10 protein-coding genes (1 of these 10 only partly in view) are annotated in these 12885 nt (G+C 65.2%); 8 read left to right on the plus strand and 2 right to left on the minus strand.

Annotation, left to right across the window (positions count from 1 at the left end; genetic code table 11):
• The 7 genes from ACMDW7_RS03245 to ACMDW7_RS03275 all read left to right on the plus strand — a co-directional run.
• Nucleotides 1–543 carry the 3' portion of an ABC transporter permease gene (locus tag ACMDW7_RS03245; RefSeq protein WP_377305627.1) on the plus strand. The gene continues 441 nt to the left of window position 1, outside the view, so 543 of the gene's 984 nt are visible here — the last part of the coding sequence; its start codon lies off the left edge, out of view; the stop codon is at nucleotides 541–543.
• A 72-nt stretch (nucleotides 544–615) separates the two neighbouring features.
• Complete coding sequence (locus ACMDW7_RS03250) at nucleotides 616–1563, plus strand: ABC transporter permease (protein WP_377305625.1); 948 nt, start codon at nucleotides 616–618, stop codon at nucleotides 1561–1563.
• Between the two features lie 60 nt (nucleotides 1564–1623).
• On the plus strand, nucleotides 1624–2004 hold the full coding sequence (locus tag ACMDW7_RS03255; RefSeq protein WP_377305623.1) for a hypothetical protein: 381 nt from the start codon (nucleotides 1624–1626) through the stop codon (nucleotides 2002–2004).
• Nucleotides 2005–2095: 91 nt separating this feature from the next.
• Nucleotides 2096–3097 carry an ABC transporter ATP-binding protein gene (locus tag ACMDW7_RS03260; RefSeq protein WP_377305621.1) on the plus strand — a complete coding sequence of 334 codons (1002 nt, stop codon included), beginning with the start codon at nucleotides 2096–2098 and terminating at the stop codon, nucleotides 3095–3097.
• A gap of 137 nt (nucleotides 3098–3234) precedes the next feature.
• Nucleotides 3235–4257, plus strand: a complete 1023-nt coding sequence (locus ACMDW7_RS03265) for an ABC transporter ATP-binding protein (protein WP_377305619.1) — start codon at nucleotides 3235–3237, stop codon at nucleotides 4255–4257.
• 171 nt (nucleotides 4258–4428) lie between these two features.
• Nucleotides 4429–4821 (plus strand): hypothetical protein, encoded by a 393-nt coding sequence (locus ACMDW7_RS03270; RefSeq protein ID WP_377305617.1) that lies wholly within the window; start codon nucleotides 4429–4431, stop codon nucleotides 4819–4821.
• A gap of 118 nt (nucleotides 4822–4939) precedes the next feature.
• Nucleotides 4940–5767: a hypothetical protein gene (locus ACMDW7_RS03275; RefSeq protein ID WP_377305615.1), complete on the plus strand. Its 828-nt coding sequence runs from the start codon at nucleotides 4940–4942 to the stop codon at nucleotides 5765–5767.
• 67 nt (nucleotides 5768–5834) lie between these two features.
• On the opposite strand, the gene ACMDW7_RS03280 is transcribed toward ACMDW7_RS03275, so the two are convergent.
• Nucleotides 5835–8966 (minus strand): ATP-binding protein, encoded by a 3132-nt coding sequence (locus ACMDW7_RS03280; RefSeq protein ID WP_377305613.1) that lies wholly within the window; start codon nucleotides 8964–8966, stop codon nucleotides 5835–5837.
• Nucleotides 8967–9317: 351 nt separating this feature from the next.
• Between ACMDW7_RS03280 and ACMDW7_RS03285 the strand changes: the two genes are divergently transcribed.
• The gene (locus tag ACMDW7_RS03285; protein ID WP_377305611.1) at nucleotides 9318–10910 is read left to right on the plus strand and encodes a methyl-accepting chemotaxis protein; all 1593 of its coding nucleotides are present in this window, start codon (nucleotides 9318–9320) and stop codon (nucleotides 10908–10910) included.
• Nucleotides 10911–10937: 27 nt separating this feature from the next.
• On the opposite strand, the gene ACMDW7_RS03290 is transcribed toward ACMDW7_RS03285, so the two are convergent.
• The gene (locus ACMDW7_RS03290) at nucleotides 10938–12851 is read right to left on the minus strand and encodes a DUF1631 family protein (protein WP_377305609.1); all 1914 of its coding nucleotides are present in this window, start codon (nucleotides 12849–12851) and stop codon (nucleotides 10938–10940) included.
• Nucleotides 12852–12885: the final 34 nt, after the last annotated feature.

A 12885-nucleotide genomic window follows, 5' to 3' on the forward strand; every position in this document is an offset into this window, starting at 1 on the left:
ATCCTGCTGATCCTGGTGTTCGCGGTGTGGTTAGGGTGGTTGCCCTCCTTCGGTCGTGGCGATACCACCGCCCTGGGTTGGTGGACTACGGGGCTGCTGACGGCGGATGGCTGGAAGCACTTGATCCTGCCGGCCGTCACGCTTGCGCTGTTCCAGCTGACCTTGGTCATGCGCCTGGTACGCGCCGAAATGCTGGAGGTGCTTCGGACGGACTACATCAAATTCGCCCGAGCGCGCGGCCTGTCCAACCGCGCCGTGCACTTCGGCCATGCCCTGAAGAACACGCTGGTTCCCGTGATCACGATCACGGGCCTGCAACTGGGCTCGATCATCGCCTTCGCAATCATCACCGAAACCGTATTCCAGTGGCCGGGTATGGGCCTACTCTTCATTCAGGCGGTGCAGTTCGCTGACATCCCGGTGATGGCGGCCTATCTGTGCCTGATCGCGCTGATCTTCGTGGTGATCAACCTGATCGTTGACTTGCTGTATTTCGCGGTGGATCCACGCCTGCGTGTGGAGCGCGCCTCCTCGGCCCACTGATCCTCCTGAGACGATTCGCCTTGCAACTAGACACACTCGCTCCCTGAGCCACCGCATACGCTGAACAGAATCATGAGCACAACTTCTGCACTCGCCCTGGCCAAGCCCCAGTCCTGGTGGGCCCGCGCATGGGACTCCGATCTGGCCTACAGCTTCCGGCACAGCCCCGTGGCCATTGTGGCTGCAATCGTGGTGTTGCTGCTCGTGGGCGCAGCGTTGCTTGCGCCCCTGATCGCACCGCAGAACCCCTTCGATCTGGCCACCGTCGACCTCATGGACAGCCGTACGCCGCCCGTATGGTCCGAGGGCGGCAATCCGAAGTACATCCTCGGCACAGACGATCAGGGCCGAGACGTCCTGTCACTGCTGATGCACGGCATCCAGATCTCGCTGATCGTCGGCCTGGCGTCGGTCGCCTTGGCCATGTTTCTCGGAATCAGCCTGGGCCTGCTGGCCGGCTATGTGGGCGGCAAGGTGGACGCGTTCATCATGCGAGTCGCTGACGTACAGCTGAGCTTCCCGGCCATCCTGATCGTGCTTTTGATCGACGGCGCTGCTCGTGTTGCACTGCCCAAGGGATCACACGACTCGATGGTGTTCCTGGTGATCGTCGTGGCGATCGGCCTGTCGAACTGGGTGCAGTACGCACGCACTGTGCGTGGTTCGACGCTCGTCGAGAAGAACAAGGAGTATGTGCAGGCAGCGCGCGTGATCGGTGTCAACCCGCTGGCCGTCATGTTCAAGCACGTCCTGCCCAATGTGATGGGCCCGGTGCTGGTGCTGGCGACCATCAACATCGCAAGTGCGGTGCTGACAGAGGCGACACTGTCATTTCTCGGCGTCGGCCTGCCGCCCACGTCGCCCTCGCTGGGTGTTCAGATCCAAAAGGGGAATGAGTTGCTGTTCTCTGGCGAGTGGTGGATGGTCATCTTCCCTGGCATCGCGCTCATGATGCTCGCCTTGTCCGTCAACCTCCTGGGTGACTGGCTCCGAGACGCGCTGAACCCCAAGCTTCAGTAAGGGCGGCCCTCAGGCATTCCGGCCGCCAAGTTGTCGTTCACCTTGAAAGGAGATCGCACCATGAAGCACATCGCGAAACTCTTTGCTGTCGCCGGCGCGCTTGCGCTGCTGTCGGCATGCACTACGACCCAGTCCCAGCTGGAGGGTAAGCCCTTCACGCGTGTGGACCCGAAGCTGTACCCGGTCATCGTCAGCAAGGTGGACGGCAAGTCCTACCTGCAGCAGCCGGTGATGGTGGACCCCGGCAAGCGCGTGGTCACCGTGACCGCGCGTCCCGAGCGTTACGGTACGCAGTCGGTGGACCGTACCTTCACCGTGGATGTCGGCCCCTGCGAGATCATCCGCCTCGGCGCGCGGCGCGAGAGCCCCCTGATGGACGACTTCGAGCCGGTCGTCGTGGAGCGCGAACCCAAGGCCGGCTGCACGGCCAAGAAGGGCTGAGCGCCCCAACACCCATGCGCCCCGGGCAGGTGGCAGAACCCACCCGGGCGACCCGATCGAACGCACTGAACACCCCGGAAGGCCCAAGCCCTTGAATTCGCCCAACGACAGCAACGCAGCGCTGCTTGAAGTGCGCAACCTGCGCGTGGAATTTCCCACGCGGCGCGGCACGCTCACCGCCATCGATGATGTGAGCTTCTCGATCTCTGCCGGCGAGGTGCTGGGCGTGGTGGGCGAGTCCGGTGCGGGCAAATCGATTACTGGCGCAGCGATCATCGGCCTGCTCGAGCCCCCAGGCCGTGTGGCCGGCGGGCAGATCCTGCTCAACGGCAAGCGCATCGACAACCTGCCGTACGAGCAGATGCGCCGCATTCGCGGCCGCGAGATCGGTGCCATCTTCCAGGACCCGCTGACCTCACTGAACCCGCTCTACACCGTGGGTCGCCAGCTGACCGAAACGATTCAGACGCATCTGGACCTGAGTGCCGACGCAGCGCGCAAGCGCGCCATCGAGCTGCTGGCCGAGACCGGCATCCCGGCACCGGACCGTCGTATCGATCACTACCCGCACCAGTTCTCCGGCGGCATGCGCCAGCGCGTGGTGATCGCGTTGGCGCTGGCAGCGCAGCCCAAGCTGGTGATTGCCGACGAACCGACCACAGCGCTGGACGTGAGCATCCAGGCGCAGATCATCAGCCTCATCAAGCGCTTGTGCCGCGAGCATGGCACCGCGGTCATGCTGGTCACGCACGACATGGGCGTGATTGCCGAAACCGCCGACCGCGTGGCCGTGATGTACGCCGGCCGCGTGGCCGAGATCGGGCCGGTGGCCGACGTGATCCACAACCCGCAGCACCCCTACACCAAGGGCCTGATGGGCAGCATCCCGGTGCTGGGCGAAACGACCGAGCGTCTGGCGCAGATCGACGGTGCCATGCCGCGCCTGAACGCCATCCCCACCGGTTGCGCCTACAACCCGCGCTGCCCACAGGTGTTTGCCCGCTGCAAGACCGAGCGGCCGGAGCTGTTCGCCGCAGGCAAGACGCAGGCGTCCTGCTGGCTGCATGCACAAGCCCCCAAGGCCGCCGCCTAGCCCGGATACGAAAGCGTAGAACAAGCATTCATGCGCCTCTTCAGGCCAAACTGCCTGAAGAACCGCGCCAGACAAGCGGAAAGCCTTCTGGAACTTGAGCCCAGGCAGCACCGCACTTTGGACTGAAGACACGCCCCATGAGCGCCGTACTGAAAGAGAACGCCCAGCCGCAAGCCGATGTGGTGCTGTCGGCCAAGAACATCGCCAAGGTGTTCGATGTGTCCGCGCCCTGGCTGAACCGGGTCATCGAACGCAAGGGTCGCAGCCTGCTGCGCGCCGTGGACGGCGTGAGCTTCGACATCCGCCGGGGCGAAACCCTCGCGCTGGTGGGTGAATCCGGCTGCGGCAAGAGCACCGTGGCGCGCCTGCTCGTGGGCCTGTACGACACCAGCCAGGGCTCCATCACCTTCGAAGGTCAGGACATCGGTGTGCTCAAGACGGCCGCGGGCCGCAAGCTGCGCCAGAAGATGCAGATGATCTTTCAGGACCCCTACGCCAGCCTGAACCCGCGCTGGCGCGTGCTGGACATCATCGCGGAGCCCATCCGCGAGCACAAACTGCTGCCGGAAAGTCAGATTGCCGACCGCGTGGCCGAGCTGCTCAAGCACGTGGGCCTGAACCCGGCCGACGGCGTGAAGTACCCGCACCAGTTCTCCGGCGGCCAGCGCCAGCGCTTGTCGATCGCGCGAGCCCTGGCCACCAAGGCCGAGTTCCTGGTCTGCGACGAACCCACCAGCGCGCTGGATGTGTCCGTGCAGGCGCAGGTGCTCAACCTGATGAAGGATCTGCAGCGCGAAGACGGCCTCACGTATCTCTTCATCAGCCACAACCTGCAGGTGGTGCACCACGTGGCCGACCGCGTGGGCGTGATGTACCTGGGCAAGCTGGTCGAACTCGCGCCCAAGCGCGAGATCTTCGATACGCCGCGCCACCCCTATACCCGCATGCTGCTGGACGCCATCCCGGACATCAAGATGACGGGCAAAGCGCGCACCCCGGTGGCCGGCGAGGTGCCCAACCCGCTCAACCCACCCTCCGGGTGCACCTTCCACCCGCGCTGCCCGCACGCCAACGAGCGCTGCAAGACCGAAGCGCCGCAAAGCAAGTTCTACGGCGCCAGCATCGTCGCCTGCCACGCGGTGGAAGAGGGTCGGATCTAGGTGCTGCTACGCGCCGTGTTTGCGGTAGCCAGCCACGCGGGTGCGCAAACCTCCGCATTTTCCCGGGTGGAGCAAACCAGGCTGCTGTCCTAGCGTTGTGCTCTCTTCTTGGGAGCACATCGAATGTGGGCTGCATGGTCACAACGTCTCGCGCGGACACCAAGACTTCTGTTGGCGATCGCGCTGATCGACGTCGTCTTCTTTACGGGGAAGAGCTTCATCACCCATCCCGCTGACTGGGGCTTGAATACGCTGGCCTTGCTGGTCGCAGTCGTGGTCTGGGCCTACCTCATCAAGGGTGTGCAGTGGCTCACGCGCGTGATGGCGGCGGCCTACTTCGCATGGATCGGCTTTGCTTTGGGCAAGTACGGCGATGGCAAAGGGGTCTTCGGACTGGGCTGGGAGCATGGACCCGAGACAGCGTTCGCTCTGTTGGTAGGTGTCTACCTGTTGATGTTCCGCATCCGTCCCAGTCGGGCCGAGTGGGGCAGGTTCTCGCTGGTGCCAAGCAGCACGGTTGCATCGGCATCGCCCACGCCCTCATCAAGCGCACCCGCCCGCTGATGCGGGGCGCGAGAACGCGCCCGCCAGTCGCACGTACTGCGACCCCAGGCGATAGTCCTCGCGGGACAGTCCCGATGCGCTGAGCATGGGAGCTCTTCACAACCCCTTGGAGTCTCCCATGTCCGCTGTACTTCCCACACCTCTCGATGCCACCGCGCACCGACCGGCCGCGGCGCAGCCCGCCTCGTCGGTGACGCGGCGCGTTCTGCTGGCCGTGTTTGCGATTGCTGTGATCGCATTGGCACTGGCAGGCCCGATCCCCCAGCCTGTCGACTACCACGACTTTGCCGATACGCGGACCTTGCTGGGCGTGCCGTACGCGCTGGACGTGCTGTCCAATCTGCCCTTTCTGGGTGCTGGGCTCTGGTTGCTGCTTGCAGCCCGTGCGTGGCAGCGCAGCGCGCATCCCGCAGCCACCGCACTCGCGCTGGCCGGTGTGGCCTGCATGCTGACCGGTTTGGGTTCCGGCTACTACCACTGGGCGCCCGCCAACTGGGGGCTGCTCTGGGACCGTCTGCCGATCGGCGTGACCGCTGTGGCTCTTTTGGCGGTACTGCTCGTCGAGCATGTGGACGCGCGCTGGGGCCGGCGGCTGCCGCTCATGCTGCTGACGCTAGCGGCTCTGGCGAGTTCGGCCTACTGGTATCTCAGCGTGGGTTGGGGCGCAGAGGACTTGCGTCCTTATCTGCTGGCCCAGTTCTCGCCCATGATTGCGCTGCTGGTGTTGGCGCCGGGCATGCGCGGCGGACTTCTGCCGCGTTCGGCCTGGCTGCTTGCCGCAGCGGGCTACGCGCTGGCCAAGGTGTGCGAGGTGCTGGACGACCGGATCTTCCACTGGAGCGGCGAGCTGATTGCCGGGCACACGCTCAAGCACCTGTTTGCCGCGCTTGCGCTGGCGGTGCTTGCCGCCGTGGCTATGCGCCGGGCAGGTGCGACGCGCAGCTGAGCATGTGTGCACGCCGCGCTTGCGGCCCTGCTCCGGCGGCATGAATCGGCCAAACCGAGGGGCAAGCTCAGCTTTGCACTGCGTCATCACTTCGAGCAGCGGATGCCAAGGAGGGCTGCAGGGCGATGTCGGCCGGAGAACGGTTCAGCAGGCCGCCATCGCGCAGGCGCACGCAGATCGCCGCCAGGTCCTCGGGCCGGAAGGGTTTGCCCAGGAACGTATCCATGCCGGCGTGCAGACACTTGCGCTGCTCCTCGGGCAGCACAAAGGCCGTAGCACCCACGACTGCAAGATGCCGCAGACCGCGCTGGCGTTCCCATTCGCGCAGGCGGCGCGTGACGGTCATGCCGTCCACATCGGGCAACTGCACGTCCATGAGCACGAAATCGAAGCGATCATGCTCGGCCTGCAGGGTGGTCCACGCGGCTTCGCCGGTGCTGCGCGCTTCCGTGTGGATGCCCAGACTGGCAAGCTGGATCTGCGCCACGAGGCGGTTGACCTCGTTGTCATCCACCAGCAGCACCTGCAGGCCCGCGAAGTCGCTGTTCTCCGAGGGTTCAATCTTGACCGGGGCAGGGCCACCCTGGTGAGCACAATGGCGCAGGATGGCGCCGGCAAGCTGCGGCATCAGCAAGGGGCGATCCAGCATCACCAGGCGTTCCGGAGGCAGCAGCTCCGACAACGCAATCGGCTGTGCATCGCTCAGAGACGCGATCACGACCCAGTGCAGCGTGCGGTTGCGCTTGGCAATCTCGAGGAGCCGCGGCGCCAGAGCGGGGCGTGAGAGCACGGCACCATCGATGATGAGCCAGGTGCAGCAGGTGTTGCGCTCGGGCGCATCAAGCAGCGCCAGGTCGAAGGTCTGCAGAACCTTGATCTGCGGCTCGAGTGCCCCGAGACTCCCGGTGCAGTCGAGTGCATCGCGGCCGGCACGTTCGAACCAGAAGATGCGCGGTAGCGACTTTTCGCTGGGCTGGACATCACTGCGTGCGATGGGCTCGCGCAGGGGCAGGTCGACGACAAAGCGCGTCCCTTCGCCCACCGTGCTGTAGACGTCGATCCGTCCGGCCATCAACTCCACGAGCCGGGCGCAAATGGACAGACCCAGGCCGGTGCCGCCGAAGCGCCGTGTGATGGTCGCGTCCTCTTGGACAAAGGGCTGGAACAGCAGCCCCAGCCGATCGGCAGCGATGCCAGGGCCGCTGTCGATGACTTCCAGCCGCAGCCACCCGCAACCGTCGGGCGATGCCTGGTCCGGCGCAAGCCGCGAAACCCGCAGCGCCACCCGGCCGCTGCTGGTGAACTTGACCGCGTTGTCCAGGAGGTTGGTCAGCACCTGTCGCAGCCGGGTCGGGTCACCCACGAGGCTGCAGGCCAGATCAGCGGCCATGTGCACGTGCAGGGGCAACCCCTTTTCAGCTGCCTTGACCTCGATAGGACGCAGCAGTGCGTCCAGCTCGTCGGTCAGGTCGAAGCGGATCGATTCCAGCGTGACGCGTTCTGCCTCGAGCTTGAAGTAGGTGAGCAGGTCATTGACCAGCACGATCAGGGTGCGCGCGGAGTTGGCGATGAGATCCAGTTGATGGCGCTGGCTCGGCGGTAGCGGGTTGCGTAGCAGCAGCTCGGTCAGGCCCAGAATGCCGTGGATCGGTGTCCGGATCTCGTGGCTCATGCTAGCCAGCAGGCGCGACTTGGTCTCGCTCATGGCGGACGTGCGCTCCAGCGCCTCGGCGAGCTGATGTTCGGCGTGCTTGCGTGCAGTGATGTCCGAGACGGCGCCAAGCATGCGCACCGGCGCGCCGTGCGCGTCGCGTTCCACCACGCGCCCCCGGTCCTCGACCCAGAGCTCCTGGCCGTCGGTGCGCAGCATGCGGTGTGTACTTTGGTACTGCTCCACTTCGCCAGACAGCACTGCTTGAAGGCGCGCAACGACCGCAGCGCGGTCCTCCGGGTGCAGCATGGATTCGAATTCGCTCAAGTCGCGTTCCAGCCGCTGATCCTGCACTGCGAAGATCTCGCACCAGCGTGGGTTGTTCTCCACGCGTCCACTCGGAATGTGCCAGTCCCACATACCTTCGCCGGCAATCTCCAGCAGATTGCTCAGGCGCTGCTGCAGATCGCGGATGCGATTCTGCTCCTGCAGCACGGCGGTGACGTCACGCGCGATGATCAGCAGATGCGTCTGGCCGCTGGCCGTGCGATAGGGGTGCTTGAGCGAGTAGTAGTGGTGCATCTCGCCCGAACGATCTGGCGCGCTCTCCATGACAAAGAGCGTGCGACCTGCACGACGGGCCTCTTTGGAGCTCTCCCAGTACGCCTGCGTGTGCTCTTTGCCGATCGCAAAGTCCGACGCGGTTTTGCCGGCAAGTGCTGCCTCGGTGGTGCCGAATAGGTCTGCGAGTGCCTTGTTGGCGATCACGAAGCGATCGTTCTCGTCCATCACCATCACAAGGTCCGGCGACTCGCGCAGGATTGCCTGCAGCACTTCGTACTCGCGGCGACGTGCGGTTTCGCTATCGCGCAGGCGCCTGCGCATGCGACGCGTGGAGTGAAACACCAAGGCTGTGCCCAGCAGCAGCAGGATCCCGGCAGCGACCAGCATGAAGCCGGCGCGGCGTGTGGCCAGGATGGCGTTGCGGGACTCGGCTACTGTGCTGGCGAGGATGCGCTGCTCAAAGTTCTCGAGCAACTGACCGTATTCGCGCGCAGCGAGCATGAGCGCGCCGTGCTGCTTCTCATGGGCGTTCTGGTCCGCGCTCGAGCGCTCTGCCGCGCGGACAAGCGCGACGTAGCGGCCGCGTTCCTCGAGGAAGCGCGCACGTGCCTGCGCTGCCTCATCGAGCTGTCGTACACCGTAGCCCTCTGCGGGCACGATCCTGCGCAGCTCCTGAAGCACCACTGCGATGCGCTCGGCGTTGCGCTCGCCGATGTCGATGACCCGGGCAAGATCCTGGTTGCGCGTGCTCGGCAGCAGTTCGGCCAGGGCAATGTTTACGCGCGCCATACGAACCCACTCGTCAGCCAGCAGCGTTGCACGCTGGGTCACGTCTTCGTGTTCGAGGGCCTGCGAGCCATTCGAAGCGACGCTAATGCCTGCGACGAGCAGGATCAGCGCCACGGCCAGCAGCCCTATTGCCGCAAGGACGGCAATGGACGAGGCCTGCAGAGCGCGGCCAAGATTGCCGATGAGCTTGGACATGTCGAGGACCCTTGGGAACAAATCCGGGAAATTCCGGATTCATGATGTCTTGGACAAAGACTAGGCGTAAGTAGGCTTTCTCGCTAGGTCTCCCAACCGATTGCGCCAATTGCGATCGTTTGCGAACGATCGGCATTGGCAGAAAGCTGAGTATTCAAGCCGCTTTAGGCGAAAACTACGCGAAATTTGAGGCGGATCAACACCTTGAATTTCGTTGGTTTGCGTTAATTTTTCGTCGCATCTCGGGGTATTCCCTGTCGTGGACATTCCTATTCTGTCGAAGCGGTGTCGAGCTTAGGGTTTTTCATGGGATGGGTCTCGGCTCCGGCAGCAACCCACATAGGAGCGGTCATGAGAGCCAATCTTCCGGTCTCGCAGAGGGAGTACGAGTTTCCCGAGGGCGAAACGCTGGTATCCACCACGGATTTGGACAGCTACATCACCTACTGCAATCCGACCTTCGTGAAGGTCAGCGGCTACACCCAAGACGAATTACTCGGTCAACCCCACAACCTCGTACGGCATCCGGACATGCCGCCAGAGGCATTTCGCGACATGTGGCAGACCTTGCGTGCCGGCAAGCCCTGGTCAGCGTTGGTCAAAAACCGGCGCAAGGACGGTGACCATTACTGGGTGGTGGCCAATGCCACGCCCGTTATCAAGGACGGCCAGCCCACGGGCTACATGTCCGTGCGCACCAAACCGACGCGCCAGCAGATCGCTGATGCGGAAAAGCTCTATGCCCGCATGCGTGCCGACAAGGCAGCCGGCACCCAGACCCTGCGTCTGCATGAGGGTCGAGTCGTTCCGGCTGGCTGGCGGGGGCGTCTGTCCGAAGCCCTGCGCCTTGGAATTGCGGGCCGCCTCCTCTTGGCGCTGACGGTCATGGCAGTGGTTCCGGTCGGCCTGCTGGCGTGGCTTCCCGCGTCGGGCGTGGCGCGTTGGGTCATCGAAGCCATAGCGATTTCCGTGCTGCTTGGACTGGCGGCTATCTGGCTGCGCCGCTCGATCAGCCAGCCGCTGGCCGAGGCCGTGCTCGCGGCGAACCGGATCGCTGCCGGAGACCTGACGCAGAAGCTTGGGAGCGCGCGTGCCGATGAGGTAGGCGGCCTGCTTCGATCCTTGAATCAGCTCAACGTGAACCTTCAGGCGCTTGTGAGCGACGTGCGCAATGAAGTGCAGCGCATTGACCACGCTGCACACGAGATTGCCAGTGGCAATGCGGATCTGGCCACACGGACTGAGACGCAGGCCAGCAGCATCGAGCAGACTGCCGCCTCGGTCGAGCAGTTTGCCGGTTCGGTGCGCCAGAACGCAGACAGCGCCAGCTCGGTCAGTGAACTGGCCGGTCAGGCCGCCGAGGTTGCCAGCCGCGGTGCGCGAGCGGTCAGCGAGGTGGTCCAGACCATGCAGACCATTCAGGGCGCAAGCCGCCGCATCACCGACATCATCGGTACCATCGACAGCATTGCCTTCCAGACCAACATCCTGGCCCTGAACGCGGCGGTCGAGGCTGCGCGTGCCGGCGACCAGGGCCGCGGCTTCGCTGTTGTGGCCGCTGAGGTGCGCACGCTCGCGCAGCGCAGTGCCCAGGCGGCGCGCGAGATCAAGCAGCTGATCGGCGCCAACGTGGAGCGCGTGGACGAAGGCAGCGAACTGGTGCAGGGTGCCGGGCGCACCATGGATGAACTCCACACCGCTGTGCAACGCGTGCGGCAGCTGGTCGATGAAGTCACCAGCGCATCAGCCGAACAGGCTGCAGGCATCGACCAGGTCAACATTGGCATCGCGCAGCTTGAGAGCACGACGCAGCAGAACTCCGCGCTGGTCGAACAATCCGCCGCAGCCTCGGAGTCGCTCAAGCGCCAGGCTGAAGCGTTGCAAAACCTGGTGGAGATCTTCCGGCTGCCCCAGCAGGGCGTCGACTTCGGTGCGCCAGCCTGACAGCGGGTCACCAGCGACCAGCCGCCACTACTCTGGCTTGCGGTTGATCGCGAGCTGTCCGCTCTGCAGCATGCGCCGCACCTCCGTGTCGCGCACCAGGCGGGCTGCGTGGCGGTTCGAACGCGCGAGGATGAAGCGGCTTTTCGCCGGGCTGGCCCACAGCACGCGGCCCGTGGTGGCACGCCCGCTCTCGGTCTTCATCTGGACGAGGTCGGTACGCGTGAGGCGGGCCACCGTCTGGCCGAGATTGCGGTAGGCCCGCTTGTGGTTGCCGGAGCGCACCAGCACGGTGACTGACGTGGCCTTGAGCATCTTGATGTGCCAGTCCTCCAGCTGCTTCATGAAGCGCTCGGTCGTCTCGATGCTCGCACCGCTGGCCTTCATGCCGCTGCGCACGGAGCGCACCAGACCCGGCAGCTCGCGCGTGAGTTCGCGCGCAAAGCGGTCGTCACCGCGCAGCTGCACGCTCCAGATGAGCCGGTCCAGCACCCGCAGGCCTTCGATCCAAATGGCGGGGTCTGCGCTGCTGCGCACGTAGGCCCGCGCCAGCAGTTCGCTCCAGTGCATGGTGAGCATGCGCGCCACGAAGTCCGGCATCTCGTACTGCGTCAGCCGCTCGCCCACGGCCATGAAGGCGGCATCGCGGGCGGCCACGTCGTCGGCCGCGTCGCTTGCGGTAGGGTGGATGCGCGAGGTCTGACTCGATTGCAACAACAGGGCTGAGGCGCTCTTGAGCGCGCCGCGCAGCCGTTCGATCCGCTGCGATTCGGACACCGTGCGATCCATGCCGGTGGCGATCAACTGCGCAATGGCACGGCGCGCCGGATGATCGAAGTCGGTGAAGAACGCGGCATCACGCAAGGCAGTGCGCAGCAGTGGCGCCTGCAGATCTTCAAGCGCCGTGTGCAGTTCGGGGTACAGGCGCGTGTCGCGCATCAGGATCATGAACACGCGCGACAGCAGGCGCAGGGTTTCGACCTGCGAGGGATCAAAACGGCTCAGATCGGGCAGCTGCTGCAACTCCTCGAACAGGCTGCGGGTGCGGCGGATCAGCGTTTGCGGTTCGGCACGCAGCTGCGGGGCATCCTGAGCGCGCTGCGCCTCGATGCGCTCGAGTTCCGGCTGCAGATCCGGGCCATGGCCGCGCCTGCGCAGGGCAGCGATGCGCGTGGCCAGCGCCTGCGCCAGCTCTGGCGCGGTGAAGAGCACCAGTGCGTGCAGCGGGTCGTCGGCACCCGGTTCTGGCGCCGGTGCCTCGTGGGCTGGGTGCGTTCGTATCGTTGGCTGGGGCACCGCTCGTGGTGCCGGAATCGGGTAGCGCTCATCAAGAATGGCCAGCACGCTGCGCAAGGCGCTGAGCACGACCGGCTGCAGGGCCGCAGCGTGCCGGGCAAACAACAGGGCGCCGCCGCCATGCGGTGCGGCCAGCGCGTCCCAGACCTCCGTGATGCACTGCGCCAGCTGGCGCGCGCTGAACGGCTGCGCATCTGCGCGCAGCCCCGGCCGCTGTCCTTCCAAAGAGCGCAGCACCCGCCGGACCTGGTAGCTCAACTGCTCTTCGATCTGGGTCAGTTCCGCGGGCAGCTGCGCGGTCCATGCGATCAAAGCAACCTGACGCTCCAGCTGCGCGGCGTCGGCAAGCGCGAGCGGACCGGCGGGCTGGGCACGTTGCACGGTGTCCGCGGCCAGCAGACGCTCGCAGGCCCGCGCCAGATGCATCTGCATCTGGGATGCCAGTTCGGCGGTGAAGCGCTGTTCGACTTGCCAGAAGGCGGCCGCCGCCTGCGCCGAAGGAATGGCCTGCGTGCGGAAGTGCTGCAGCAGCGCCTCCTGCGTGCTCATGGCCAGCGGCGGCGCATCGAGAAAAGCGCGGGCCGCGGCCTTGCAGCAGGCCGCCAGCGCATCACGCGCGGCGTTCAACGGATCGGGGCTTGAGCTCATTGTGCAAATGTACGGCGCAACGCGGCTGTTTCGG

Origin of the sequence: Piscinibacterium candidicorallinum, assembly GCF_047549485.1 — a bacterium.
In the GTDB taxonomy this organism is placed as follows: Bacteria; Pseudomonadota; Gammaproteobacteria; order Burkholderiales; family Burkholderiaceae_C; genus Piscinibacterium; species Piscinibacterium candidicorallinum.